The 25,043-nt window shown below is 54.6% G+C and carries 23 protein-coding genes and 1 pseudogene; 12 read left to right on the top strand and 12 right to left on the bottom strand.

Going from position 1 to position 25,043, the window contains the following annotated elements; all coding sequences use genetic code 11:
• Positions 1-25: 25 nt before the first annotated feature.
• Together ACN1CO_RS14995 and ACN1CO_RS14990 are read right to left on the bottom strand one after the other, a co-directional pair.
• On the bottom strand, positions 26-607 hold the full coding sequence (locus tag ACN1CO_RS14995; protein ID WP_419139619.1) for a DJ-1/PfpI family protein: 582 nt from the start codon (positions 605-607) through the stop codon (positions 26-28).
• A 153-nt stretch (positions 608-760) separates the two neighbouring features.
• The gene (locus ACN1CO_RS14990) at positions 761-1,144 is read right to left on the bottom strand and encodes a cupin domain-containing protein (protein WP_419139618.1); all 384 of its coding nucleotides are present in this window, start codon (positions 1,142-1,144) and stop codon (positions 761-763) included.
• A 272-nt stretch (positions 1,145-1,416) separates the two neighbouring features.
• Here ACN1CO_RS14990 and ACN1CO_RS14985 point away from each other — a divergent pair, with 272 nt between their 5' ends.
• Positions 1,417-2,214 carry a MetQ/NlpA family ABC transporter substrate-binding protein gene (locus ACN1CO_RS14985; protein ID WP_419139617.1) on the top strand — a complete coding sequence of 266 codons (798 nt, stop codon included), beginning with the start codon at positions 1,417-1,419 and terminating at the stop codon, positions 2,212-2,214.
• 120 nt (positions 2,215-2,334) lie between these two features.
• On the opposite strand, the gene ACN1CO_RS14980 is transcribed toward ACN1CO_RS14985, so the two are convergent.
• A complete protein-coding gene (locus tag ACN1CO_RS14980) occupies positions 2,335-3,042 on the bottom strand; it encodes a phage antirepressor KilAC domain-containing protein (protein ID WP_419139616.1) in 708 nt (235 codons plus the stop codon).
• Between the two features lie 390 nt (positions 3,043-3,432).
• Between ACN1CO_RS14980 and ACN1CO_RS14975 the strand changes: the two genes are divergently transcribed.
• Entirely contained in the window at positions 3,433-3,867 is a 435-nt protein-coding gene (locus ACN1CO_RS14975; RefSeq protein ID WP_419139615.1) for a 6,7-dimethyl-8-ribityllumazine synthase, read from the top strand.
• Between the two features lie 51 nt (positions 3,868-3,918).
• Positions 3,919-4,392, top strand: coding sequence for a DUF1348 family protein (locus ACN1CO_RS14970; RefSeq protein ID WP_419139614.1), 474 nt, complete (start codon positions 3,919-3,921; stop codon positions 4,390-4,392).
• A gap of 45 nt (positions 4,393-4,437) precedes the next feature.
• On the opposite strand, the gene ACN1CO_RS14965 is transcribed toward ACN1CO_RS14970, so the two are convergent.
• On the bottom strand, positions 4,438-4,836 hold the full coding sequence (locus ACN1CO_RS14965; protein ID WP_419139613.1) for a hypothetical protein: 399 nt from the start codon (positions 4,834-4,836) through the stop codon (positions 4,438-4,440).
• A gap of 359 nt (positions 4,837-5,195) precedes the next feature.
• Between ACN1CO_RS14965 and ACN1CO_RS14960 the strand changes: the two genes are divergently transcribed.
• The 3 genes from ACN1CO_RS14960 to ACN1CO_RS14950 all read left to right on the top strand — a co-directional run bounded on the left by ACN1CO_RS14960 (position 5,196) and on the right by ACN1CO_RS14950 (position 8,218).
• Complete coding sequence (locus ACN1CO_RS14960) at positions 5,196-5,966, top strand: MerR family transcriptional regulator (RefSeq protein WP_419139612.1); 771 nt, start codon at positions 5,196-5,198, stop codon at positions 5,964-5,966.
• A 122-nt stretch (positions 5,967-6,088) separates the two neighbouring features.
• Positions 6,089-6,478, top strand: a complete 390-nt coding sequence (locus ACN1CO_RS14955; RefSeq protein WP_419139611.1) for a DUF1090 domain-containing protein — start codon at positions 6,089-6,091, stop codon at positions 6,476-6,478.
• 465 nt (positions 6,479-6,943) lie between these two features.
• On the top strand, positions 6,944-8,218 hold the full coding sequence (locus ACN1CO_RS14950; RefSeq protein ID WP_419139610.1) for a Glu/Leu/Phe/Val family dehydrogenase: 1,275 nt from the start codon (positions 6,944-6,946) through the stop codon (positions 8,216-8,218).
• A gap of 42 nt (positions 8,219-8,260) precedes the next feature.
• On the opposite strand, the gene ACN1CO_RS14945 is transcribed toward ACN1CO_RS14950, so the two are convergent.
• On the bottom strand, positions 8,261-9,430 hold the full coding sequence (locus ACN1CO_RS14945; RefSeq protein WP_419139609.1) for an ROK family transcriptional regulator: 1,170 nt from the start codon (positions 9,428-9,430) through the stop codon (positions 8,261-8,263).
• 295 nt (positions 9,431-9,725) lie between these two features.
• On the opposite strand from ACN1CO_RS14945, the gene ACN1CO_RS14940 reads away from it, so the two are divergent.
• From ACN1CO_RS14940 to ACN1CO_RS14920, 5 genes are read left to right on the top strand one after another with little or no spacing between them, the layout of a single operon-like run.
• The gene (locus ACN1CO_RS14940) at positions 9,726-10,973 is read left to right on the top strand and encodes an extracellular solute-binding protein (protein ID WP_419139608.1); all 1,248 of its coding nucleotides are present in this window, start codon (positions 9,726-9,728) and stop codon (positions 10,971-10,973) included.
• A 9-nt stretch (positions 10,974-10,982) separates the two neighbouring features.
• A complete protein-coding gene (locus ACN1CO_RS14935) occupies positions 10,983-11,891 on the top strand; it encodes a carbohydrate ABC transporter permease (protein WP_419139980.1) in 909 nt (302 codons plus the stop codon).
• A complete protein-coding gene (locus tag ACN1CO_RS14930) occupies positions 11,881-12,720 on the top strand; it encodes a carbohydrate ABC transporter permease (protein ID WP_135910781.1) in 840 nt (279 codons plus the stop codon). The genes ACN1CO_RS14935 and ACN1CO_RS14930 overlap by 11 nt, the downstream gene beginning before the upstream one ends.
• A gap of 2 nt (positions 12,721-12,722) precedes the next feature.
• Positions 12,723-13,670: a carbohydrate kinase family protein gene (locus ACN1CO_RS14925; RefSeq protein WP_419139607.1), complete on the top strand. Its 948-nt coding sequence runs from the start codon at positions 12,723-12,725 to the stop codon at positions 13,668-13,670.
• Positions 13,671-13,672: 2 nt separating this feature from the next.
• Positions 13,673-14,755 carry an ABC transporter ATP-binding protein gene (locus tag ACN1CO_RS14920; RefSeq protein WP_419139606.1) on the top strand — a complete coding sequence of 361 codons (1,083 nt, stop codon included), beginning with the start codon at positions 13,673-13,675 and terminating at the stop codon, positions 14,753-14,755.
• A 72-nt stretch (positions 14,756-14,827) separates the two neighbouring features.
• On the opposite strand, the gene ACN1CO_RS14915 is transcribed toward ACN1CO_RS14920, so the two are convergent.
• Complete coding sequence (locus ACN1CO_RS14915) at positions 14,828-16,768, bottom strand: methyl-accepting chemotaxis protein (protein WP_419139605.1); 1,941 nt, start codon at positions 16,766-16,768, stop codon at positions 14,828-14,830.
• A gap of 522 nt (positions 16,769-17,290) precedes the next feature.
• Here ACN1CO_RS14915 and ACN1CO_RS14910 point away from each other — a divergent pair.
• Positions 17,291-18,418, top strand: coding sequence for a Fic family protein (locus ACN1CO_RS14910; protein ID WP_419139604.1), 1,128 nt, complete (start codon positions 17,291-17,293; stop codon positions 18,416-18,418).
• A 58-nt stretch (positions 18,419-18,476) separates the two neighbouring features.
• Here the strand turns inward: ACN1CO_RS14910 and ACN1CO_RS14905 are convergent.
• From ACN1CO_RS14905 to ACN1CO_RS14880, 6 genes and pseudogenes are all read right to left on the bottom strand, one after another.
• Positions 18,477-19,871: pseudogene (locus ACN1CO_RS14905) on the bottom strand (glycoside hydrolase family 1 protein).
• A gap of 12 nt (positions 19,872-19,883) precedes the next feature.
• Complete coding sequence (bglF, locus tag ACN1CO_RS14900; RefSeq protein ID WP_419139603.1) at positions 19,884-21,743, bottom strand: PTS beta-glucoside transporter subunit IIABC; 1,860 nt, start codon at positions 21,741-21,743, stop codon at positions 19,884-19,886.
• A 137-nt stretch (positions 21,744-21,880) separates the two neighbouring features.
• Positions 21,881-22,714, bottom strand: coding sequence for a BglG family transcription antiterminator LicT (gene licT / locus ACN1CO_RS14895; RefSeq protein WP_419139602.1), 834 nt, complete (start codon positions 22,712-22,714; stop codon positions 21,881-21,883).
• A 393-nt stretch (positions 22,715-23,107) separates the two neighbouring features.
• Positions 23,108-23,470: a YebG family protein gene (locus ACN1CO_RS14890; RefSeq protein WP_419139601.1), complete on the bottom strand. Its 363-nt coding sequence runs from the start codon at positions 23,468-23,470 to the stop codon at positions 23,108-23,110.
• Between the two features lie 156 nt (positions 23,471-23,626).
• Positions 23,627-24,421, bottom strand: coding sequence for an SIR2 family protein (locus ACN1CO_RS14885; RefSeq protein WP_010247078.1), 795 nt, complete (start codon positions 24,419-24,421; stop codon positions 23,627-23,629).
• Positions 24,418-24,978, bottom strand: coding sequence for a non-canonical purine NTP pyrophosphatase (locus ACN1CO_RS14880; protein ID WP_090965337.1), 561 nt, complete (start codon positions 24,976-24,978; stop codon positions 24,418-24,420). The genes ACN1CO_RS14885 and ACN1CO_RS14880 overlap by 4 nt, the downstream gene beginning before the upstream one ends.
• Positions 24,979-25,043: the final 65 nt, after the last annotated feature.

Raw genomic sequence — 25,043 nt, 5'->3', positions numbered from 1 at the left:
CTATTCCGGGGCGCAGAAAAGCGGACTAAAGCTGAGTGAAATCGACGTTCAGCTTATGACTGATGTGTTCCGCCTGTTCGAGGGCTTTGTCACCTTCACCTGTCAGAACAACAGCAATCGCAAAGGCAAAATCAAACGCCGCGCCCAGATCCTGCCCGCTCAGCAAATTGCCCTCTTTCACCACGGACGCATTGACGTAAACACCATCGGTAATGCCTTCTGATGAGGTGCCGGAACTGACATAGCGACGCCCTTTTAATAGCCCATGAGGAGCCAGCACGCGTGCTGCTGCGGAGCAGATGGGGCAGATCAGGCGACCCGCCTCATCATGACGGCGAATGAAATCGATGACCGCAGCATTCAGCGACAGATTCTTACTGCCGTCGGGGCCGCCCGGCACAATCACCGCATCAAACAGCCTCTCGCGATTCGTTTCAAGCAGCTCATCGGCGACCAGCTTTACCTGATGATAACTGGTCACCTCCCTGTATGGCTGGCAGGCCAGGGTCGTCACGCGAACGCCCAGCCGTGAAAGGATATCAAGCGTAATGATGGCTTCAGCTTCTTCAAAGCCAGGTGCGAGCAGTAAGGCAACGTTCTTATCCATGAAAAATCCTTTTTATAGTGATGTGGATGAAGCAGAGGACCTTTAATCCTGGGCTGTGCTCGCTCGCGTGTTACTGATCAGAATCAAATCCGGCGGGGTTTACTGAAGGGCTGGATCACGGCAGCGGGAGACACTGCCGTGAGGCATCGTGATTTAAAACTCTTCGGGTTCGCCCGGCAACGGCTCGGTCAGTTCCTGCCCTTTCACACCGGCATAGGTAATCACCAGTTCGGCAGGCTCATCCAGCGTAAAGCCTCTATGTGCGCTATTAACCGTCTCATTGAGCGCTTCACCCGTCTGGAAAGTGCGCTGCTCGCCGCTCTCTTTATCCTCAACGATCAGGGTGCCGGAGAGAATAAACGCCGCATTCGGCATCGGATGGGTGTGCCAGGGCAATGAGGTGTGGGCAGGCAGTGACAGGCGCATAACGGTGATTTCTGGTTCGCCAGTGGGATAGGCTTCGATAACTTCACCATTCCAGGCCTGGCTGCTGCGCATCACTTCAACTGCTTTGATCCCGCTATCTTGCTTCGACATGGTTAATCCCTGTAAATATTCAATAGAATCCAGTAATGACTGATTAGTAAGCGTAGAAGAAAATCACGTTGCTGCTTAATGAGCTTATTGACCGGAAATATCCGCCAGCAAATCCGGAATGAGGTGCATGGAATTATTGACCAGACCGGGTTGCTGGTTAATTAATGTTCGAAATCAGCGTTGTGGTTATAAGATATATTCCTCAGTCAGTACGCAACCTGTGCGTTCTGTATTATCTTTAAAGCCATCAACCACCTGAGGGATTTCTGATAATGAAAGGTCTGTTTACGGCATTACTCGCCAGTTCTGTTTTATTATTATCCGCCTGTTCAAAAGACGACGATAACAAAGTTAAAGTTGCGATTAATACCGGGCCTGATGAAGCGATCTGGCAGGTGGTTCAGCAGGTTGCTAAAGATAAATATAAGCTCGATGTTGAAGTGCTTAACTTCAATGATTACGTGCTGCCTAATGAAGCGCTGAATAACAAAGAAGTCGATGCCAACGCCTTCCAGAGCTTGCCGTATCTTGAGTCACAGTCTAAAGAGCGCGGCTATAAGTTTGCGGTAGTGGGTAAAACCTTCGTTTTCCCGATTGCGGCTTATTCGCACAAAATCAAGAACATCAGTGAACTGCAGAATGGTGCCACTATCACCATCTCTAACGAAGCCACAACGCTGGGACGCAGCCTGCTGCTGCTGCAGGCGCAGGGTCTGATTAAACTGAAAGACGGTGTGGGTTATTTACCGACCTCACTGGATATCGTCGCGAATCCAAAAAATCTCAAGCTGGTTGAAGTGGACACGCCACAGCTGACCCGCACGTTAGACGATCCAAACGTCAGCCTGTCGATCATTAATACCAACTTCTCGGCTCAGGCTGGATTATCAGCACACCGTGATGGCTTATTTATGGAAAGTGCCTCGTCGCCTTACGTGAATGCACTGGTATCCCGTGAAGATAATAAAGACAGCGATAAAATTCAGAAGCTGAAAGCTGCGCTGCAGTCACCGGAAGTCGCCGCGAAAGCGGAAGAAGTCTATAAAGGGGATGCAATTAAAGGCTGGTAATTCGCCCGTTAATTGATCCTGAACGATCAAGAAAGGCCGCACTCAGTTGCGGCCTTTCTTATCTCTGCGTTTAATGCCTGCGCTTACCCATCAGCCTCCCCTAAAATTCCAGAGGCACCATTACGCGGCTGCACCTTTGGGCTGAGCAGAAAGATGCCCTGCCCACAGGCTGGCGACCCATTTCACCCCTTTTGACGTGAAGCGCGCCTGAGAGAAGGCATGCTGGTTTTCGCCCGTACCGGTGAGCAGCGTAAAGTAGCCGGCCTGCAGATGGTAGTGCTGCGGCGTCAGGGTTCCTTTGGCGCGATACATGATGTTGCGCTCCAGCAGGAACTGGCGGAACTCCGGCTCTTTCACTTTCAGCATTTTACAGAGCTGGCGAAAGCCAAGACAATCATCGACCTCGACAAAGTTATCGAAGAACGCGGCCTTGGGCGCCGAGAGAGCCAGCTGCTGCTCTGCCGCCTGACGCTGTTCAAACTGCTCAGCCCAGGCGCGAGCCGCTTCAGCCGGGTTGGTAAAGTCAGGCAGGTGAGTGGTCTTCTCGCGATCCTGCCAGCGATCCAGCACTTCAGCAGTGAAGCCCGGCGACAGGCGAGCTACAGCCAGCAGCGAGTCGCGCTTGTTCAGGCGATACTCCTGACGCACTTCCCCTTCCCGCTCATAGTCATTCACGATGAGTGGCTGGGAGAGACGCTGAGCCGTCTCCAGACTTTTGATTAACCGCTTCACTTCTCCGTGTGTAATACCGGTCATCTGAGCCAGCTCACGGCTGCTCATTGTGACCGATTGTTCCAGAGACCTGAGGCTTTCAGTCGAAATCATCATGGGTTCACCCCTCACTTACGCTACCAATACCCGGCGGGCAGTCCATTTATTATACAAACAACTGTTCAAATATCCAGTATTTTATTTAAGCAGTGACGTAACTGGAAGCGGTTACGCAAACAGGCTGGTGAGAGGCGATTTTCCGGGCTGGAGAGTGCATGCTGAACGCCGCACAGCAGGCGTTGCAGGCTTTTGCAGCAGCATATAGGGGTAATCACTGCATCGGTTATTTACATATAATCACAATGATGGACACAGACTCTTTACATTACAGTATAGTGAAGGCTGTCAGCAGGTTACTGACCTGCCAGGCTCACTATTTTTGATTCGGGGTGCAGAGGCGCAATCTGGCCCGTTACCACTGGATCTCACTTTTTACAGGAGTAAGTCATGCAGCCGTTGAAAGTCGCCTTTATTAAAGCCAACTGGCACAGCGAAATCGTTTCTCAGGTTCTGACCGGTTTCGAACAGGAACTGGAAAGCCGTGGTACGGCATATGAGATTAAAACATGGGACGTGCCGGGCGCTTTTGAAATGCCGCTGCTGGCGCAACGTCTGGCTCAGACCGGCAACTATGATGCGATTGTCTGTGCAGCACTGGTCGTCGATGGTGGCATCTATCGCCATGATTTCGTCGCGCAGGCGGTGGTCACTGGTTTGATGCAGGCGCAACTGGCGACCAACGTACCGGTGTTCTCGGTTTCCCTGACGCCACATAATTTCCAGCCATCGGCAGAGTTTATCGACTTCTATACCCAGCACTTCGTGAAGAAAGGTCAGGAAGCGGCGCGTGCCGTCTGCCAGATCCACGCACTGGAACTCTGATTATCGCAGATGCGGCTCATGCATCTGCCAGTGCTGTATAAGGAGAGAAAGTTGGAACAATCACGTCCGCCTTTGCCGCCGTTTACCCGGCCTGAACAGGCGATTGAAAAAGTCCGTCTGGCCGAGGATGCCTGGAACAGCCGGGATCCTGAGCGCGTCGCGCTGGCCTATTCAGCGGATAGCCAGTGGCGTAATCGCGATACGTTTCTGACCGGCCGGGCAGCCATTGTCGCTTTCCTGCAGCAAAAATGGCAGCGGGAGCAGCAGTATCGGCTGATCAAAGAGTTGTGGAGTTATGACCAGAACCGGATTGCGGTGCGGTTTGCCTATGAATGGCACGATGAACAACTGCAGTGGTATCGCTCTTATGGCAACGAGAACTGGGCGTTTGATGAGCGGGGATTAATGATGCAGCGCTATGCCAGCATCAACGATCTGAAAATCAGTGACGAACAGCGGCTGTTTCACTGGCCACAGGGACGGCGCCCTGACGACCATCCTTCACTGAGCGAACTCGGCTTATAGCGCAGGCGTATTCAGCGGAGAGTGCGACTCTCCGCCGTCATCAACTCAGCCCTGCTCACCCTTGTTCTCAACAAAGGTCGCTTTATTACGCGTGACTGTATAAGCCACTTTTTTGACATCTTCCGGTGACGTGGTCACTTCAACCGGCGCTATGGTCACCCGACCCATGCCAAACAGGGTTGGCACATAGCCACCAATCTGATGCTTTCCGGCAGGAACATGCAGCAGCATGCTTTCGCCGTTGGGCAGCCTGCCGGCGTCTTTACCATCTACAGTCAGGAACACACTGGAGCCATCATCTGCGCGGGTCTTGATATGCGAGACATCAATCTGTGTCGGGCCAGCAGCAAATTCATTTTGTGCATCGGCGGCGGCATTTTTCTTCGCGCAGCCGGTCAGCACAGCAGCAACCGTCACAACGGCGAGAGTATAACGATAACGCATTGGGCACTCTTTCTCCTGATCATCAGAACCCGCTATTTTAGCGATTTGTCGGGCGGATGTAAGAGGGAGACGAGTCGGCATGCTCTTAAAAAGGGTAAAACAGTGCGGTTTTCCGTGTCGGTTTGCGTAAAGAATCTTTACTGAATAAATACACAGTCTTTTTATTGGCCCGTTACAAACCGTTAACCTCCTGATCAGCATCAGTTTAAACAATTAAATTCGCGAATAAGCGTAGCGTCACGCGAGCTGTTCAGGGCTTTTAGCAGTCTTTTACCCTGTTAATTGGCGATTATAAGGTTCATAGTGGTTGTTCATCCCCGGTTAACCCCGGCGGCTATTCCCTCTACAGAGGGCACGAAATGCAAATTCATAATACCGACACGGTCTGTGCGATAACCGGCACCCATCCCGCGAACCTGAAGCGCTGGATGAAGCAGGGTTTACTGACGCCACAGCAGAATCCGGAAGACTGGAGTGATGATCACCTCAGCGAAATTCGCATCCTGGTGGGCTTAACGGCCACAGGCGCAACGCTGGACGAGATCAAAGCGGGCCAGCAGGCTGCATCAGCAGTTACAACCTATGGCTGGGCGGCGCGCAAAGGCGACATGCTCTGGCAACTGGAATTCGGCACACCGCTGTCGCTTTCACGTCAGATGCATAATATGTCCAGCAACTACAGCGGTGATGATTTCATCATTAATCTGCTGCGACCGCTGAGTGTATGGCTGAATGCCGATCACCGTCGGGGAGCGTCGCGACGCCTTGATCGTTTTGAGCACTCCGTTCAGCAGCAGGCTGATAAAGTGATGCGCGTTTCATCGCGTAACGAATCCGCGATTCCTCTGTTCCTGGAAGCGGTGAGCGTGCTCGATAAAACGGAAATCTGGCTGGAAGCGATTCGTCTTACTGCGATGGGCTTTGATGTTGCGGTTGACTCACGTGCAACTGGACAGCCTGCCATTAAAACTGAACTCCATCAGCATCACGTGATGTGGTGTGGTGCCGGGATCAGTTATCTGATGCAGGACTATTTCGAACAGCAGAGTCAGGATGGTCACCCGGTAATGCTGAGTGGTCCTGATCGAAACCTGCGTTATTCACACGCTGACGCCTCCAGCGCTGCCTGATAGCAGGCAGCTTCTTCTTTTCCCCCGCTTTTCCGCTCCGGTAAATATTTTTTTCCGTTAAGAATCTCTTAAGGTGGCTGCGTATACTGGCGGCTCAACCCTGACTCATTGACGAGACTACGATGAAAAAAACTTTACTGACCCTCAGCCTTTGCCTGTTGCCACTGACTTTCACTGCTGCTCATGCGGCGTCTGCCCTGACCGGTTGTGCCGCCAAAAAGCAGGAGATTGAGACCCAGCTCTCTTATGCCCGCCAGCACAATAATACTCATCAGATTGCCGGCCTTGAGACCGCCCTGCGCGAAGTGGATCAGAACTGCACCGAAGGCAGCCTGTTAAAGCAGCGCCAGGAAAAAGTAGCTGAGAAAAAGTTTAAGGTGCAGGAACGCGAACAGGAACTGGCAAAAGCGAAAGCGGAAGGACGCAGCGCCAGCAAAATCCAGAAGCGCGAAGATAAACTGGCAGACGCTCGCCAGGAGCTGAAAGAAGCCGAACAGGCGCTTCATCAGTAATCGTTCCGGGCCAGCCCGCTGCGCTGGCCCGCTATTTCTTCACTTCCCTCTTCTTAACCCTCCCTCTGTTCTAAAACGCTGATTAACCTGCACAATTTCTGTTCAATCCATTACTTAAGGTAATCCTTTCATTACTTATTCTCATGCACTGAACAGGGCCGGTAAAGTCAATCGGCTTACGATCAATTATTTAACTTTTTGAACATCCTCAAAGAATTGAAAGATAGCGATATTTCCGTGATATGCAGTCGCTACGCACTTCAGTCGCATCTTTATTCGCGATAATGGGGTCATCACGCCAGATCTATTCACTTATATTGCCCCAAAACAGGGCAGGCCTGCACTTTATTGGAGCATTCACCCCATCTTATTTGTTTCAGAAGTGTTAGATTATGTCCGCGCAAGATAATGCGCTCACCCTCCACGGCTCCACCCAATAAATGACTTCATTAAGAAAGGTTTTTTATGGATAAGTTATCTTATGCGTCTGAAAGCAGCACATCTGCCTGGTCTACCTACTTACAGCAAATTGACCGGGTTGCGCCTTATCTGGGCGATCTTTCACGTTGGATAGATACTTTGCGTCATCCAAAACGTGCGTTGATTGTTGATATTCCTCTTCAGATGGATGATGGCACGATTCGCCATTTCGAAGGCTATCGCGTTCAGCACAACCTTTCGCGCGGCCCTGGTAAAGGCGGTATTCGCTATCATCCGGCTGTTGACCTGAATGAAGTCATGGCGCTCTCCGCGTGGATGACCATCAAATGTGCGGCGGTTAACCTGCCTTACGGGGGTGCCAAGGGTGGTATCCGTGTCGATCCGTTCAAACTCTCCGAGGGTGAACTTGAGCGGCTGACCCGTCGTTATACCAGCGAGATCGGCATCATCATCGGGCCTCAAAAAGATATTCCCGCGCCAGACGTCGGCACTAACAGCAAAGTGATGGCGTGGATGATGGACACCTACTCCATGAACCACGGCACAACGATTACCGGCGTGGTGACCGGCAAACCGATTCATCTGGGCGGTTCACTGGGCCGCGAAAAAGCGACCGGCCGTGGGGTATTTATCACCGGCCGTGAAGTGGCTCGTCGTTCAGGGATTGAAATCGAAGGCGCCCGCGTGGCGGTTCAGGGCTTCGGTAACGTCGGCAGCGAAGCAGCACGCCTGTTTGATGAGGCGGGCGCTCGTGTGGTAGTGATTCAGGATCACACGGCGACAATTTATAATTCAGATGGCATTGATATGGCCGCGCTGAGCGAATGGCAGATCGCCCACAAGCAGATTGCCGGCTTCCCTGGTGCGCAGAGCATTGATAAAGAGGCGTTCTGGACCACTGAGATGGATATCCTGATCCCGGCTGCGCTGGAAGGTCAGATTACCCGTGAGCGCGCTGAGATCCTCAGCTGCAAAATCGTGCTGGAAGGCGCAAACGGCCCGACCTATCCGGAGGCCGATGACATGCTGGCAACGCGCGGCATTATCGTGGTGCCGGACGTGGTCTGTAATGCTGGCGGCGTGACCGTCAGCTACTTCGAATGGGTTCAGGACATGGCCAGCTTCTTCTGGAGCGAAGATGAGATCAATCGTCGCTCAGATAAAATTATGACCGAAGCGATGGTTCATATCTGGGACAAGTCGAAGGAGAAAGATTGCTCGCTGCGCACCGCGGCTTACATCGTGGCCTGTGAGCGAATCCTGATGGCGCGTAAAGATCGCGGTATCTATCCGGGTTAATGCTTTGGGCGCTGTTGCCTGCAACAGCGCCCTTTCCCTCACCTATTTCATCAGCACCTGAAACTTCGGGTTAAACTCATCAAATATCGGTAAGGCGGCCGCACCCAGCGCAGCGGTATCGCTTCCGGTCATGCCGATCTTGAGTCGCATATCATTTAGATACCGTCCCCGCACCGACTGATAGAGCGGCGGCAACCGTTCAACCATCTGCTCCAGTAACGGCGCAGGCATCATCCCGCCAATAATCACCGCCTCTGCATCAAACACCGACTCCAGAATATTGATCGCCTGGCGCAACGGCGTCATGACGCTTTCTATCCATGCAGTGAAACGCGCGGGTTCAATCTGCAGCAGATCTTCAGGCAGCGCCCGCATCGGATCGAGTCCACAGAATTCATAGGCGGCCTGTAACGAGACATAACGCTCCAGACAGCCCTGATTACCGCAGTAGCAGTCGCGACCACCCGGCTCCACCACGATGTGACCAATTTCACCGGCATTATGAGCGTGGCCGGTATAGATATGGCCATCGGTGAAGATCCCCGCGCCCAGGCCGGTGCCGATATAGAGATAGATAAAGGAGTTAAGGTGACGCGCCGTACCGTGAAAACGTTCGCCAATAGCAGCGACGGTGGCGTCGTTTTCCAGCGTCACCGGCAGGCCGCTGATGGCAGCGAGTTCCGCCTCGATATTGACCTGCTCCCAGCCGTTGAGCGTGGTCGGCCCGACAGATGAAATGCCCTCGACGCCAAAAGGCCCAGGCATCACCACGCCAATCCCTAGCACCTTCTGCCACTGAGCGCCGAGAAAGGCGCGCATCTCCTCCAGCACACCGGCAATGCACGCCAGGGTGGCAGCAGGCTGGGGTTTTTGCACCAGAACGAGGCGGCGGAAATGCACTTCGCCGCTGAGATCGACCAGCACCAGCATCAGCGTCTGATGATCAAGATGAATGCCGATCGACCAGGCACTGGTGGGATTGAGCGTAACCGGAATCGATGGCTGACCGCGCCCGCTGCGGCGCGGCTGGCGGCTGGTCAGCAGTTCGGCCTGCTCCAGTTCCGCCACGATATTCGAGACGGTCTGCGGCGTCAGCGCCGTCATGCGGGCCAGTTCGGCACGGGTCAGTTCACCGTGCAGGCGAATGGCTTCAATCACCACACGCCGGTTATGCGCCCGCGCATGTTCAAGGTTAGTACCCGAGGTTTTCATGTTGTTTTCCATTACAGCGGGACCCGACAGTATTCGTCCCCAGGGGCGTTCCGGCAAATAATATCTTTGATGCTGCACGCAATTCTCGCGCATCAGGATAGGCAATTTTGCCATAAAAGTGCAGTCTGAGTTTCAGCGTTGTTACGGCTTTGTTACTTGCCCTTTGATACTTGTGGCACGCCGTTTGCTTAGTTCCTGCAGGTCAGTTACTCACTGACCAGAATTTTGCCCCTGATTAAATCAATCAAATTGATTTAATTAACCGACAGCCTGTTGCTGCATAGTGGAGAAGACCATGTCACAGCGTTATACCCCCAAACTGAAAGCCGGGTTTGCCGCCTTACTGATGTTAAGCGCAGGCAGCGCGGCCGCGGCCAGCCAGATCAATGCCCTGTTTATGACCCAGGCGGCCTATAGCGAAAATGATATCCGCGCGATGACGCAAAATTTTCAGAAGCAGCATCCGGATGTTACCGTCAATCTGGAATTTGTTCCTTATGAAGCGCTGCACGACAAAATCGTGGCGGCGCGTGGCGCGGGCGGTAATGGCTATGATGTGGTGCTGTTCGACGCCATCTGGCCAGCGGAATTTGCCCGCTTTGATCTGTTGCAGGATGTCAGCGCCCGCATTACACCGGACGAGAAAGAGAAGGTCTTCCCCGGCGCGATGAATACGGTGGTCTACAAAGGCAAAACCCTGGGTATGCCGTGGATCCTCGATACCAAATACCTCTACTACAACAAAGCAATGCTGGCTAAAGCGGGCATCACCACCCCGCCGCAGACCTGGCAGCAGGTGCTGGATGACGCGAAGATCATCAAGGATAAGAAGATTGTGACTTACCCGCTGGTCTGGAGCTGGTCTCAGGCGGAAGCGCTGGTGTGTGACTACACCACGCTGGTGTCAGGCTTTGGTGGACAGTTCTATCAGAACGGCAAGCTCGACTTCTCCAGCCCGGCTTCACTCAAGGCGCTGAACCTGATGAAAAGCTCGCTCGATGATGGGCTGAGTAATCCGGCTTCCCGCGAATATCTGGAAGAGGATGTACGCAAATCGTTCTCTAATGGCGATGCGGCTTTCGCGCTGAACTGGACCTACATGTACAACATGGCGAACGATTCTAAGCAGAGCAAAGTGGCGGGCGATGTTGGCATCATGCCAGCGCCTGGCGATGCGCCGGGCAAAGTGGGTGCGGTGAACGGGTCAATGGGTCTGGGGATCACCAAAGGCAGCACCCATGCCAGTGAGGCGTGGCAGTACATTCAGTACATGACCTCACAGCCGGTTCAGAACCAGTATGCGAAGCTCAGCCTGCCGATCTGGAAATCCTCTTACCAGGATGAGGCAGTGAAAAAGGATCAGGAGAGCCTGATTGCGGCAGCAGACAAGTCACTAAACGTGATGCTGTCACGTCCGGAGACCGCTGACTATTCGCGCCTGTCAAACCAGCTGCAGCAGCAGTTACAGCAGGTCTTGCTGGGTAAAGTCCCGGCACAGGACGCGATGGCGACGGTTGATAAAAGCGCCGCCCGGTTGCGTTAAGGAGTCATGATGCTGAGTTTGCGTCAACGCGAACAGCGTCAGGCATGGGTGCTACTGGCACCCATGCTGCTGGTGATGCTGCTGCTTACCGCCTGGCCCCTGCTACGTACCATCTGGCTGAGTTTTACCGACGCTGCGCTGATTGGCAGCGGTGAAACGCCTGCCTGGATTGGGCTGGAAAACTATCTCTATGCGCTCAGCGATCCCGACTTTCGGGCATCGATCTGGCGCACGCTCTACTTCACCCTGGTCTCGGTCACCTTTGAAGGAATCATCGGCGTGCTGGTGGCGCTGTTGCTTAATCAGAAGTTCGTGGGTCGCAATGTGCTGCGGGTGCTGGTGATTCTGCCGTGGGCGCTGCCGACCATCGTCAACGCGATGATGTGGCGGCTCAACTTCAACCCCGATTACGGCAGCATCAACGCCCTGCTCAGCCAGCTCGGTATTATTGATGGCTATCGCAGCTGGCTGGGATCGCCGGATTCAGCGCTCAATGCGGTGATGTTCGCGGATATCTGGAAAAACTATCCGCTGGTCACCCTGCTGGTGCTGGCGGCGCTGCAGTCGATCCCTGAAGATCTGTTTGAGGCGGCACGGCTGGATGGCGCGTCTGCCTGGCGTCGTTTCCGCGCCATTACCTTCCCGGCGATCGTCGCTCCGCTCGGCGTCGCGCTGGTGTTACGCACCATCGATGCCTTTAAGATCTTCGACATCATCTACGTGATGACGCGCGGCGGCCCGGTAGACAGCACCAAAACCCTGAGCTTTTTCGTCTATCAGGAGTCGTTCAGCTATCTGCGTGCCGGCAGCGGTGCGGCGTACGCGATACTGATGACGCTGATGTGCGCCCTGCTGATCACGCTTTATCTGCTGATGTTGTGGCATCAGCGCCGCCGGAGTTCCGCTTATGAAAACTAAACTACGACGGGTGCTGCGCTATGGGGCTGCACTGCTGGTCGCCATCAGCATTCTGGCCCCGATGGGCTGGCTGTTTCTGATGAGCGTCAGCTCTGCCAGCGATCTTTCACGCGTGCCGCTTGAGTGGTTGCCGCGCCAGTGGGATTTCAGCCGCTATCAGGGGCTGGTTTCGCTGGCACCGAACCAGCCGGGCAACATTTTCCTGCATGCGCTGGGTAACAGCTTGCTGGTCGCGACGGTGGCCACGGCAATCTCGCTGCTGCTGGCGATACCGGCGGCGTTCAGCTTCTCACGCTACAGCGGTCGCGATGCCTGGCTTTCCGGCGCACTGGCGATCTACATGGTGCCGCCGGTGGCGTTTGTGCTGCCGCTCTATTTCCTGCTGCAACAACTGGGGCTGCTCAACACCCGTCCCGGCCTGGTGATGGTCTACTGCTCGCTGATCCTGCCGTTCCTGACCTGGATGCTCAAAAATCAGTTCGACTCGCTGCCGCGCGATATCGAACAGGCGGCGCGACTGGATGGCCTGCGCTTCTGGCAGGTCCTGCTGCGCATCACACTGCCGCTGGCGAAACCGGTACTGGGCGCTGCTGCCCTGTTTGGCTGGCTGCTCGCCTGGGATGAGTTTTTCTACGCGCTGCTGTTCACCAGCAATATTTCGGCTCAGACCCTGCCGGTCGCGATTGCCGGTTTTACCGCCGGGCGCGCGACCGATGACGGGCTGATCGCGGCGATTGGCATTCTGGCTTCGGTGCCGCCTCTGTTTATTGCCATCTGGTTGCAGAAGACGCTGGTCAGCGGTCTCACCAGCGGCGGAAGTAAGGGATAATTATGGACAAGACCATCGCGTCCACGCTTTATGTGGTGGGCAATATTAATGTCGATTTAATCATGAGTACGCTCAGCGACTGGCCGAAGCGCGGCACAGAAGTGATGCTGCAGCACAGCGAGTTACGTCCCGGCGGATCGGCGGGTAACTGCGCGCTGGCGCTGGAGGCGATGCAGGTGCCGCATCGGGCCATCGCTAATCAGGGCGACGACGGCTTCAGCCACTGGCTCGCCAGTCATTTTCCTCACAGTGCCGCACACTGGCCGCGCTATGCCTGTGAAACCTCACTGACGGTGGGCGTGACTCATCCCGACAACGAACGATCGTTTCTCAGCAATCATGGCCATATCACCGTGCTGACCGCTGACGATGTGCTGGCGCAGCTGCCATTGCAGGCGACGCCGGGCGACATTGTGCTGCTGTGCGGCACCTTTCTCTGTCTTGAACTCTACAACCACTATCCGGCGCTGCTGGCCGCGCTGCAACAGCGTGGTTTCTGTGTGGCTGTAGATACCGGCTGGCCGCCTGCGGGCTGGAGCGATGGGCTTCGCCTGGAGATGGGGAGCTGGTTAGCGGACTGTGACTGGCTACTGCTGAATGAGGTGGAAGCGCTGGGTTTAGCGGGCGCAGACCTGCTGGAACAAAGCGGTAAACGACTGGCCGCTCAGCTCAGTGGTCGTGGCGGTTGTGTGATTAAGTGTGGCGCAGAGGGCGCGCGTCTCTGGTCTGCCGCCTCGGTGCAGTTTGCCGCCGGTCAGCCAGTGACGGTGGTCGATACCATTGGTGCCGGTGACAGTTTTAATGCCGGATTTCTCACTGCGCTGCTCTACCACCAGTCATCGCTCACCGCGCTGCGCTGGGGCATTGAAGTGGCTTCACAGGCAATAAGTAGCTCTCCGCGCCGCTATCCCAGCTGGCAACAACTCCAACTTTCAAATGAGGTGCGCTGAACATGGCCAGTGTTGAACTCGTACAGGTGGCGAAGCGCTACGGTAAACAGAGCGTGCTCCATCCGCTGGATTTAACCATCCCTGACGGCAGTTTTACCGTGCTGGTCGGTCCTTCCGGCTGCGGCAAATCTACCCTGCTGCGGCTACTTGCCGGTCTGGATACGGTCTCTGACGGGGCGATCATGCTGGATAAAAAGCAGATTAACGATCTCGATCCCGCTGACCGGGATATCGCGATGGTGTTTCAGAGCTATGCGCTCTATCCGCATCTCACCGTTGCCGAGAATCTGGCGTTTCACATGCAGGTGAAGAAGGTGAAGCGCGAGGAGCAGAAAAGCAAAATCGCCCGTATCGCCGGCATTCTCGGCATCGATCAGCTCTTACAGCGTTATCCACGGGCGTTATCGGGTGGACAGCGGCAGCGCGTGGCGATGGGCCGGGCGATGGTGCGCAATCCGCAGGTGTTTCTGTTCGATGAGCCGCTCTCTAACCTTGATGCACAGTTGCGCATGGAGCTGCGCGCCGAGATTAAGTCCCTGCATCAGCGTTTCAAAACCACGATGGTCTATGTCACCCACGATCAGGTCGAGGCGATGACGCTTGCTGATCAGATTGTGGTGATGAAAGAAGGGGTGATTGTGCAACAGGGTGCGCCGCTGGCGATTTACGACCGTCCGGTTAATACCTTTGTGGCGCGGTTTATCGGTTCACCACCGATGAATCTGCTGGATGCCCGCTTCCAGACACAGGACGGTCTGCCTGGCGTCTGCTGTGGCGCGCAGTGGCTGCCGTTACCGCCTCGCTGGCACAGTGCCGCGCAGCTACAGGCCGATCAGCCCGTCACGTTGGGCGTACGTCCCCACGATCTGATTTTTGATGCCAGCGGGCAACCGGCGGAGGTGAAGATTGTGGAGATCACGGGTGAATCAACGCTGTTACACCTGAACTGGCAGGGTTTCCCGCTGCATATGCAGCTGAGCGGCCGCAGTGATGCCGTGCCAGGCGGCACGCTGCCGGTGACCGTGAATCCCGATAAGATGCACCTGTTTGATGCCAGCAGCGGTGTGCGGCTGACGGAACAGTGATAAAAACAAACCCGCCGATGGCGGGTTTTTTAGTCTGTGACGCAGAGATTGGCTCAGAGAGCATACGCCTCTTTACGCCAGATGAAACTGCTCCACCGTCTGTGACAGCTGCTGCGCCTGATCTTCCAGCGAACTGGCGGCCGCCGACATCTGCTGCACCAGCGCGGCGTTCTGCTGAGTGACGCCATCCATTTCATTCACGGCAATCGTTACCTGGCTGATGCCGCGCGCCTGTTCGCTTGATGCGGTGACAATCTCACCGATAATGCCCTGCACCGAATTCACCGCGTGCATCATCTCCTGCATGGTTTTACCGGCATCATTCACCAGCCGGACGCCGCTCTCGACGCGTACGCTCGACTCTTCAATCAGTGCGCCGATCTCCTTCACCGCATTCGCGCTGCGCTGGGCCAGATTACGTACTTCAGAGGCAACCACCGCAAAACCGCGGCCCTGTTCACCGGCACGTGCGGCTTCCACCGCGGCGTTCAGCGCCAGGATATTGGTCTGGAAGGCGATGCTGTTGATCATGGTGGTAATGTCACCGATCTTTTTCGAACTATCATCGATTTGCGCCATCGTCTGCACCACTTCACCCACCAGCGAGGCACCGCGACTGGCAATGTGAGTCGCGTTCTCCGTCAGGCTGGTCGCCTGCTGCGCGTTATCGGCATTCAGGCGAATCGTGGCGCTGATCTGCTCCATGCTGGCGGCGGTCTGCTCCAGCGCGGCAGCCTGTTCTTCGGTGCGTGACGCCAGATTGAGGTTGCCGCTGGCAATTTCGCCTGCACCCTGACGTACCGATTCGCTGGAATCTTTAATCTGTCCGACAATCTGGCGAAGCTGGCTTTGCATGGTGTGAAGCGCAAAGAACAGGCTGCTGCTATCGCCGCTTTTCACCGCAATCCGGTTATCCAGTTTGCCATCGGCAACGGCCAGCGCAATATGGGCCGCTTCAACCGGCTCGCCGCCAATCGGACGCAGCACTTTACGGCTGAACAGCATGCCCAGCACCGCACCGACCAGCATCACGCTCACGACCATCAGGATCACCGCCCACATCAGCTGTCGGGTGGAGGCGGCCATCACCTGACTGACCGGTGCCACGACGCCGAGATACCAGGGTTTATCGCTGTTACCAATTACTACCGGCTGCCAGGTGACCAGTGCGTCTTCACCCAGGACGGCATCAAAATGCTGTACGACTTTCGTCGTAAAACCATCTTTTTCGCCTTTCCAGGGTTTGCCGGCTTCATCTTTCACCGGCGAGGAGACCACATTCCCGTTACTGGAGAGCAACAGCGCATAGCCGCTGCCCTGCCAGGGTTTGATCTGATTCACTTTCTGTTGCAGTGATGCCAGTGAGATGTCAGAGGTGACAACCGCCTTTAAGGTGCCCTGATCCATAATCACGGCCGCGACAGAGGTGAGCAGCGTCGGTACGCCGTTATAGGCATAACTGTAGGGTTCAGTCAGCGTGTCTTTTTGTGATTTTTGCGGGACCAGATAGTAATCGCCCTGACCCGGCGTCAGATAGGAGAGCAGCGGATGCATCGCGTATTTACCTGACGCGTCACGATCCACAAAAAAGGCATAACGACCCTGTGGGGCCTGACCCGGCTGTGAGGCAAAATCAGCATCCCGGCCATCAAACGCATTCTGTTCAAATATGACTGACATCGACAGATAATCTGGATTGGCGCGCAGCGCATACTCCATCACTTTATCGACCGCTTTGCGATCGGTAATTCCGGCGCGGGGTAACGCGATCAGACTTTGACCGAGAAGGCTGGCCACATCGCGGGCATGACTCAGCTCCTGCTGTACCTGTAAGCCACGGCTCTGCGCAATTTGCTGCAGATATTTTTCGGCCAGTTCTTTCTGTTCTTTACCTGACTGCCAGCTGAGGACCCCGATCGTCACGGTAAATCCCAGCACTATCGTTAAACCCCCCATGATTAACATCTGCGCACGGGTACCCATTTTTTTCTTATGTGTTTTCTGACTGGCCATAGTGATTCCCCTGAAATTTACCCGCTCAAATACCTCCTTGTAGTTATGGTGCTCCTGAGATCATCTATCGGCGCCGTTTTTTTGAACTTTAATAGCTCTTATCCCGCCGTGATGAGGGTCTCAGAGTGCGTGATACAGGGAAGTTGATCGCAAAGGGGTTGTGGCTCTGCTAATGAACGGCCTTTTTTTGATCTGCAACAATACTGCCGCCCGCTATTACTGTCAGTTTATGTCAACAGTTGCTGTAGCCCCCTTATCGCAGTGGAGAGAGAACAATGATCGGTAAATCAGGATTAGCTATTGGGATGGTTGTCTGGTTAGCGTATGTCGCCTGGATCGTTCACTACTATTCAGACACCTTTATGCAGTTCTCCCGCTAAGCAAACAGGACCTTCGGGTCCTTTTTTTTGCCCTCAATTCCGCGTGACTGGCCTGTGAGCCAGATATTCGCTATTATCGACTCATTCTATGAGCCGAATAGCCTCCTGTATTCGGCTCATCCTCTTTTATTGTGAGCCGATTATGAGCGTGAACTGGATCTGGCAACAGCCGGACTGGCCCCAATTTAAGTGGCAGGATGCCGTGCTGTTACCGCGCCTGCGCCATCTGCAGCAGCAGCGTGGTTTACTGCTGGGCCGTGCCAGCCTGCAGTCAGACAGTGACACCCAGACGCTCGATACCCTGCTGAGCAATATCCTCTCCTCATCCGCCATCGAAGAGGAGCGGGTCAACGTGCAGTCAGTGCGCTCATCGCTGGCGCGCCGGTTAGGCGTGACAGAAGAGCAGCCCTGGCCGGTCTCCGATCGCTCGGAGGGACTGGCCGCGATGATGCTCGATGCGATCAACAACCGCAGCCAGCCACTGACGCTGGACCGATTATTCCAGTGGCATCACTGGCTCTTCCCGGCGGATGAATGGACAGTGCAGCGCCTGAGCGTCGGCACGCTGCGCGGCAGTGAGCCAATGCAGGTGGTCTCCGGCCGCATCGATCGCCCCACCGTGCATTTTGAAGCGCCACCACGACACGGACTGGAACCGCAGCTGGTGCAGTTTATTGAGTGGTTCAACCGCAGTCAGCATGATGTGATGCTGGACCCGCTGCTGCGCGCCGCTATTTGCCATCTGTGGTTTGTCACTCTGCACCCATTTGATGACGGTAATGGTCGTATCACGCGAGCGTTAACCGATCTGGCGCTGGCGCAGGCGGACAGCCAGAGTATCCGCCTCTATGCCATGTCACCCGCGATTCTGGCGCAGCGTGCCGGTTATTACCGCATCCTTGAGCAGACGCAGAAAGGCGGCCTGGACATCACCGGCTGGCTGGTGTGGTTTCTTGATATTCTGGATGAGAGCCTGAAACAGGCGATGAACGTTATCGATCGCACGCAGATGAAGGCGCGCTTCTGGCTGCGGCATCAGGGTATGGGATTGAGTGCGGAGCAGGTAAAAGTGCTGAACCGGCTGTTAGATGGCGGTGAGCAGGGTTTCGAACTGGGCATCAGTGCCAGTCAGTATCAGAAAGTGGCCAAAGTGAGTAAGGCTACCGCGACCCGTCATCTGGCAGACCTGGTTGAAAAAGGCTGTCTTTACCGGCTTGAAGGCGGCGGCAGAAGCACCCGCTATCAGGTTAAACACCGCGAGACGGACTGAGCAGGAGCTGAATGGGTGGTACAGCGCGGCGGCCGCGCTGTACCACTGAGCACACGAATTAGCTTTTCAGTGAGGCTCCTTTTGTCGCAATAACTTCTTTATACCAGTAGAAGCTTTTCTTACGACTGCGCGCCAGCGATCCTTCTCCGTTGTCATCACGGTCAACATAAATAAAGCCGTACCGCTTAGACAGCTCGGCTTTAGATGCGCTGACCAGATCGATCGGCCCCCAGCTGGTATATCCCATGACTTCAACGCCATCCTCAATGGCTTCACGGACCTGCACCAGATGATCGTTGAGGTAGCTGATGCGATAGTCATCCTGCACGACGCCGGTTGCATCCGGAATGTCTTTAGCACCCAGTCCATTTTCAACAATAAACAGCGGCTTTTGATAACGATCCCACAGCAAATTCAGCAGGGTACGCAACCCGACCGGGTCGATCTGCCAGCCCCATTCAGAACTCTGCAGATGGGGATTGGGCACCATGCTCAGAATGTTACCGCGCATCTTCTCATTCAGCGCTTCATCGGCGGTGACACAGCCTGACATGTAGTAGCTGAACGAGATAAAATCGACGGTCGACTGCAGTATCTGGCGATCGTCATCCGTGATATCCAGTTGGATGTTGTTGTCGCGGAAGAAGCGCAACATATATCCAGGGTAAGCTCCCCGGCACTGTACATCGCCAAAGAATTGCCATTTCCGGTTTTCCTGCAGCGCTTCCAGCACATCATCAGGCTTACAGCTCAGCGGATAGACCAGCCCCCCGAGCAGCATATTGCCGATGCTGGCATCAGGGTTAATCTCATGACAGGCTTTGACCGCCAGAGCGCTGGCCACCAGTTGATGATGGATAGCCTGATAAATTTCGCCCAGACTGCTGGTTTCCGGCAGGCCCACGCCGGTCATCGGCGCATGCAGAGACATGTTGATTTCGTTAAAGGTCAGCCAGAGTCTGACTTTGTTCCTGTAGCGGGCAAATACCGTACGGGCATAATGCTCAAAGAAGCCAATCACCTGACGATTACCCCAGCCACCATAGTGCTTAACCAGATGCCAGGGCATTTCATAATGTGACAGGGTCACGAGCGGAGTAATGTTATGGGCTGCCAGCTCGTCGAATAAGCGATCGTAAAAGGCCAGGCCAGCCTCGTTCGGTTGCTGCTAGTCACCGTTTGGAAAAATACGCGTCCAGGCGATTGAAACCCGCAGACAGCTGAATCCCATCTCTGCAAACAGTCTGATATCGTCCGGGTAACGGTGGTAAAAATCGATCGCCACGTCTTTAAGACTCTGGCTGCCCGCAATGCGATCCACTACCGGGCCAAAAATCCCCTGTGGCTGCACGTCTGAGGTTGAGAGGCCTTTGCCCTCTTCACGCCATGCGCCTTCAACCTGATTAGCGGCAACCGCACCGCCCCATAAAAATGAATCCGGGAAAGTTTTCATCCTGTTCTCCTTTTATCGATGAATGATGCTGAGTAAAGATGTTCCTGCAGTAACAGCGCTCCCTGCGACTTTCATCACCTCACGGTACTCATCGCTATTGGTGATGATGATCGGGGTTGTCAGGTCATATCCGGCATCAAGAATGGCCTGACGGTCAAACTCCAGCAGCAGATCGCCAGGCTTAAACTTATCGCCTGGCTGGACATGTGCCGTGAAAGGTTTGCCGTCGAGCCGGACGGTATCGATACCCACATGGATCAGCAGCTCAATACCGCTGTCACTCAACAGGCCGATGGCGTGTCGGGTCTGAAACAGCGAGGCAACCTCACCCGCGAAGGGCGCAATGACTTTGTTGTCGGAAGGAATGATGGCCGCGCCCTGTCCCAGCAGGCCACTGGCGAAGGTCGCGTCCGGTACCTGATCAAGCGCCAGTACGGTGCCGGTCATCGGTGAGAGGATGTCATCTTCGCCAGGCATCACTGGAATCGCGGTGTCTGCCGTGCTGTTACGGGGCATTCCCGCTATCAGCGTCATGACACAGCTCAGGATCAGCGCCAGTAGCGTACCGGCAATTCCACCCCATAACGTGGCATCGACACCGCCAGGCGGGATCATCTGAGCGATGGTAAAGATGTTGGCAAAGCCAAACGAATAAACGTGGGTACTGCTGAAGCCGACCACGGCACCGCCGATGGCACCGGCTACACAACCAAAGATAAAGGGACGGCGCAGCGGCAGATTAACGCCATAGACTGCGGGTTCAGTAATGCCAAAGATCCCGGCAGTTACAGATGAACCCGCCAGCATCTTCTGGCGCGCATCCCGGCTGCGCAGAAAAACGCCCAGTGCCGCGCCAACCTGCCCCATGACAGCAGGCAGCAGCATGGGCAGCATCGAGTCATGACCCAGTACGGCAAGATTGTTGATCATCAGAGGCACCAGCCCCCAGTGCAAACCAAAAATCACACAGACCTGCCACAGCGCCCCTATGGCGGCGCCAGCCAGCCAGGGCGCCAGCGCATAAATCCACTGGTAACCGTTGGCCAGTAGCAGGCTCAGCCACGTGGCCAGTGGGCCAATCACCAGGAAAGTCAGCGGCACAGTGACGCTCAGACAGATCAATGGCGCAAAAAAGTTCTTCATGGAGGCGGGCAGCAGGCGGGTGCTCTGTTTTTCCAGCCAGTAACTTACCCACGCGGCGAGAATAATGGGGATGACCGACGCGCTGTAATTAAACCAGGTCACAGGGATGCCGAGAAACGCCTCCGTCATGCTCCCGGTCTGCTGGCTGGCATTAAAGGCAGCAAGCATCGTTGGATGAGTGAGCGCTCCACCAATCACCATAGTGATAAAGGGATTACCGCCAAACTTTTTACCCGCGGTGTAGCCCAGCACCAGCGGAAAGAAGTAAAACAGGGCATCACTGGCCGCAAACCAGATTTTATACGTACCACTTTCAACAGAAAGCCAGCCGCAGACCAGCGCCAGCGCCAGCAGACCTTTGAGAATACCGGAGGCGGCAAGTATGCCGATAAACGGCGTGAAAATGCCGGACACAACATCGATTAGCCGACTGAAAAGGTTACCTGACTTCTCATCCTCTGCTGATGCAGGGGTCTCATCCGACAGTCCCGCTTTTGCACGGACAGCCTGCCAGACATCGTGAACATGGTTGCCAATCACCACCTGAAACTGTCCGCCGCTTTCGACGACCATGATGACGCCCGGATTTTTCTTCAGTCCTTCAGCATCGGCTTTGTGGTTTTCTTTCAGTTTAAAACGAAGCCGCGTGGCACAATGCACCAGACTTACGATGTTCTCCCTGCCACCAATATGGCTAAGGATATCCTGCGCCAGCGTGTGATATTCCATCCCGATTTCCTTACAACCTATGCCCGCGGACATCAGTTGACTGAGCCAAAAATAAAAAAAACCCGGGAACGACCTCTTTTCAGAGGCCGCGCTCAGGTTTTGCCTGCGTTAAGCAGTAACAATCCAGTTGTTGGGGCTTACTTCCCCTCTTTTCTCACCCGTTCGATATGGATGGCGAGAAACATAATCTCTTCCGCCGTCAGCTCACGCTGATAGCTTTGTTGCAAATGCTGCGCGATTTTCACCGCGCATTTCCAGGCTTTGGGATAGTTATCTTTTACTGCCGTATGCAATGAAACATCGTCATCGTCGACCACGGTTCGCGTCAGCATCCGCTGCGCAAAAAACTTCAGATGGGTGACAAACCGCTGGTAACTCAGTGACGATTCGTTATATTCCAGCTGCAACTGATACTTCACCAGTTGCAGGATCTCCTGCATCACCCGGGTGACATCCATCACTTCCGGCATTTCATTATGAAGCTGTGCCGTCACCAGATGCAGCGCGATAAACCCGGCTTCATCCTCAGGTAGTTCGACATTCAGACGACGGGAGATGATTGCCCTGGCTTCCTGCCCCAGTTCGAACTCTTTGGGATAGAGGCGTTTGATATCCCACAGCAACACATTTTTAATCGGCAGACCTTTGTTCTGCCTTTCAATGGCAAAATAGCAGTGGTCGGTCAGGGTGATATACAGGCTCTCCTGTAGTTTCCCCAGACGCTGTGTCGCAAGATCAATAATGCGGTCGCAGGTGGTCATCACTTCAGGTGGAATCTGGTTTAACAGCTCCTCCAGCCGACGGACCAGCACATCACTTTGCGGCGCAAACACTTTCTCAATCTGCGCGCTATTGAGACTGTCACCAACGCGCTTCTGGAACGCCAGCCCTCGGCCCATGACGACCTGCTCGCGCCCCTGTTCATCCTGAACCATCACCACATTATTATTAAGAATTTTGGCGATTTTCATCGGAGCCCCAGAAACAAAAAAACCTGATGTCCGGCAGAGGCCAGAAATCAGGTTTTGCCTACCTAAGCAGTAACAATCCAGTCCGGGAACTTTATCAGTTTTATTCGTGACCTCAATCTGTCAGGGCAAAAAGCGTGACAGCGATCGAGATCCACTTATCAGCTTAAAAAGTCTTGACCGTTTTAAGCTCATCAGAACCGATGGAATTAAGGCTGTTCAGGAGGATTGAGCGGGCAGGATGATGAAATTAAAGCGCAGGTTACAATTTATGGCGATAAACCGGAGAGGGGAACTGTTTAATGATGAATGATTGCCACAGAACAGGCAGAACAACGAATCAAAATGCCCTTTGAAACAGCAACGCCGGAAGGTTCGCTTCCGGCGTTGTGAAGGTTACGCGGCTTTGACGGCACGCACTTTCTTTGCAGCAGGCTCTTCAACCTGCTCATCCGCACCCTCGTCTGACACGGCTTCAGGCTGAGAATGCGTTACTGCTTCAGGTTCTGAAACGGCAGCCGCTTCCGGCAGTTTGCTGGTGCGCAGAATATGCTGAACCGCATCTTTCTGCTCTGCAATCAGCAGGCCCAGCGTTTCCGCCTGAGATTCATCCAGTGCAGGTTGATGCTGTAACAGCCAGTCAGTGAAGGCTTCGGCCATATCGAGCATTTTGTCGTAGGCATCGGCCTCTTTCTTATTGGCAAACGTCATCTTCTCTTCACCCTTTCTGACTACAACAAATTTTGTTTCAACAGCCATCTTTTCGCCCTCAGGTACTGTGTATACATACAGTATATCATGCCGGTTATGCTTTGCCAGCAGAGAATAGAGTTTATCGGTTGTGCGCCAGCTAACCTTAACCGGGCGCAGGTTTTTTTCTTTTTCCTGACGCTTCTCTGCCGGACACGACGCTGACTACACCAGCAACTCTTCGAGGAACATCGCCAGTGCTTTGCGTGGATCGTCCTCTTCGGAAACGATCACCTCGATCCCCCACTGCCCCAGCACCTCTTTGGCCACCGGGTTGTTGCGGTTGGTGAACAGGTACGATTTCGGTCGGGCGGTTGCCAGCCCGGTGCGGCCCCACATCTTGGTCAGACGGTAGAACAACAGACGAATGTTGAAATCACTGATGCTGTAGCCGACAAACAGCACTGAATTGCCCATCACGTCATGGGTCAGTTTGATGTCGAGTGGCGAGTCAAAATAGAGCCGTTCAAAATAGCTGCTCTCATCGAGGACGATGGAGGTGTCATCATCAAAGTCACCGTGCAGCTTGATAATGTGACGCTTATCCTCAGTCAGCGAGACCAGATCAGCGGCATTCGCCACTTTGTAATACGGGACGCCGTGCGCTTCATGTGCCGCTTCCAGCCAGCGATCGTAATTGGTGGTGTAAATACGCGAGAAATTACCCTGGGTAATCATGGTATGAATTTCAGAAGATCGGACATCGATATCCGGGCGGTGCCACTCACGATCCATCCAGCTACGCAGCGGGCCAAGCGACCCCTTTTTCTGTTTGTAATACTCCGCCAGCGACAGATGCGTGCCATAGGTATTGAAGATTTTTGGATCGTAGCCCAGCTCGTTAGCCAGATGAGCAATCAGTTCATGCCACTCGGGAAGACCAAAATTGCGCGAAATACCGGCACCAGCAAAAAGAATCAGTTTGCCGGAATCATAGGCGCGTTTGAGTTCAGGTTTCATGCCACTCCCCGCGAGGTTTTTAAAAAGGTGGCGAAGCGATCCAGCGCGATGCGCCGCATCGAAATCTCATTCTTGAGTTCGCCCATTTCTGCAAAAGTCTGCTCATAGCCTTCGGGAATAAACACGCAGTCCCACTGGAAGCCGCGTGTCCCGGCCGGTTTCGCGGCGATGGTACCGCGCAGTTCACCCGAAAACTGGTACATTTTGCGGCCATCACAGTAGCCGAGCACCGTTTTGGCCGTCACGGCCTGGCTGTCGAGCCCCTGCACCAGCGCGGTAAAGCGCTCTGCGTCCAGGCGGTTCCAGAAGATGCGGGTCAGACCGGCGGGCAGACCATTCAGGCCATCCAGATAGAGGCCGGTATGCTCCACAAACAGCGGTCGCCCAATCAGGGAAAAGGCTTTGGTCAGTTTGTCGCGCACCAGGTCCAGTTCGTTTTCGGTCTGAATTTCTTCGATGCGACGGGCGATGGGCAGGACTTCGACCCCGATGGGTTCGAGTATTTTGCGCACCTCAGCCAGTTTTGGCTCATTGGCAGAAAGGAATCTGATTTTCATGGGGCTTCCAGGTTAATTACTCCGCCACGCACTCGATTTTAACGCAAGGCGGGCAGGTTAAATCA

This window comes from Pantoea sp. R13S299 (assembly GCF_048515925.1).
GTDB lineage: Bacteria > Pseudomonadota > Gammaproteobacteria > Enterobacterales > Enterobacteriaceae > Pantoea.
The sequence above is the reverse complement of the archived record's forward strand: the minus strand, read 5'-3'. Positions and strand labels throughout refer to the sequence as shown.

What these genes read in the sequence shown, in the direction of transcription:
- ACN1CO_RS14995 (WP_419139619.1), bottom strand. Translation starts at nt 607, where the DNA reads ATGGATAAGAACGTTGCCTTACTGCTCGCACCTGGCTTTGAAGAAGCT.
- ACN1CO_RS14990 (WP_419139618.1), bottom strand. Translation starts at nt 1,144, where the DNA reads ATGTCGAAGCAAGATAGCGGGATCAAAGCAGTTGAAGTGATGCGCAGC.
- ACN1CO_RS14985 (WP_419139617.1), top strand. Translation starts at nt 1,417, where the DNA reads ATGAAAGGTCTGTTTACGGCATTACTCGCCAGTTCTGTTTTATTATTA.
- ACN1CO_RS14980 (WP_419139616.1), bottom strand. Translation starts at nt 3,042, where the DNA reads ATGATGATTTCGACTGAAAGCCTCAGGTCTCTGGAACAATCGGTCACA.
- ACN1CO_RS14975 (WP_419139615.1), top strand. Translation starts at nt 3,433, where the DNA reads ATGCAGCCGTTGAAAGTCGCCTTTATTAAAGCCAACTGGCACAGCGAA.
- ACN1CO_RS14965 (WP_419139613.1), bottom strand. Translation starts at nt 4,836, where the DNA reads ATGCGTTATCGTTATACTCTCGCCGTTGTGACGGTTGCTGCTGTGCTG.
- ACN1CO_RS14960 (WP_419139612.1), top strand. Translation starts at nt 5,196, where the DNA reads ATGCAAATTCATAATACCGACACGGTCTGTGCGATAACCGGCACCCAT.
- ACN1CO_RS14955 (WP_419139611.1), top strand. Translation starts at nt 6,089, where the DNA reads ATGAAAAAAACTTTACTGACCCTCAGCCTTTGCCTGTTGCCACTGACT.
- ACN1CO_RS14950 (WP_419139610.1), top strand. Translation starts at nt 6,944, where the DNA reads ATGGATAAGTTATCTTATGCGTCTGAAAGCAGCACATCTGCCTGGTCT.
- ACN1CO_RS14945 (WP_419139609.1), bottom strand. Translation starts at nt 9,430, where the DNA reads ATGAAAACCTCGGGTACTAACCTTGAACATGCGCGGGCGCATAACCGG.
- ACN1CO_RS14940 (WP_419139608.1), top strand. Translation starts at nt 9,726, where the DNA reads ATGTCACAGCGTTATACCCCCAAACTGAAAGCCGGGTTTGCCGCCTTA.
- ACN1CO_RS14935 (WP_419139980.1), top strand. Translation starts at nt 10,983, where the DNA reads ATGCTGAGTTTGCGTCAACGCGAACAGCGTCAGGCATGGGTGCTACTG.
- ACN1CO_RS14930 (WP_135910781.1), top strand. Translation starts at nt 11,881, where the DNA reads ATGAAAACTAAACTACGACGGGTGCTGCGCTATGGGGCTGCACTGCTG.
- ACN1CO_RS14925 (WP_419139607.1), top strand. Translation starts at nt 12,723, where the DNA reads ATGGACAAGACCATCGCGTCCACGCTTTATGTGGTGGGCAATATTAAT.
- ACN1CO_RS14920 (WP_419139606.1), top strand. Translation starts at nt 13,673, where the DNA reads ATGGCCAGTGTTGAACTCGTACAGGTGGCGAAGCGCTACGGTAAACAG.
- ACN1CO_RS14915 (WP_419139605.1), bottom strand. Translation starts at nt 16,768, where the DNA reads ATGGCCAGTCAGAAAACACATAAGAAAAAAATGGGTACCCGTGCGCAG.
- ACN1CO_RS14910 (WP_419139604.1), top strand. Translation starts at nt 17,291, where the DNA reads ATGAGCGTGAACTGGATCTGGCAACAGCCGGACTGGCCCCAATTTAAG.
- bglF (WP_419139603.1), bottom strand. Translation starts at nt 21,743, where the DNA reads ATGGAATATCACACGCTGGCGCAGGATATCCTTAGCCATATTGGTGGC.
- licT (WP_419139602.1), bottom strand. Translation starts at nt 22,714, where the DNA reads ATGAAAATCGCCAAAATTCTTAATAATAATGTGGTGATGGTTCAGGAT.
- ACN1CO_RS14890 (WP_419139601.1), bottom strand. Translation starts at nt 23,470, where the DNA reads ATGGCTGTTGAAACAAAATTTGTTGTAGTCAGAAAGGGTGAAGAGAAG.
- ACN1CO_RS14885 (WP_010247078.1), bottom strand. Translation starts at nt 24,421, where the DNA reads ATGAAACCTGAACTCAAACGCGCCTATGATTCCGGCAAACTGATTCTT.
- ACN1CO_RS14880 (WP_090965337.1), bottom strand. Translation starts at nt 24,978, where the DNA reads ATGAAAATCAGATTCCTTTCTGCCAATGAGCCAAAACTGGCTGAGGTG.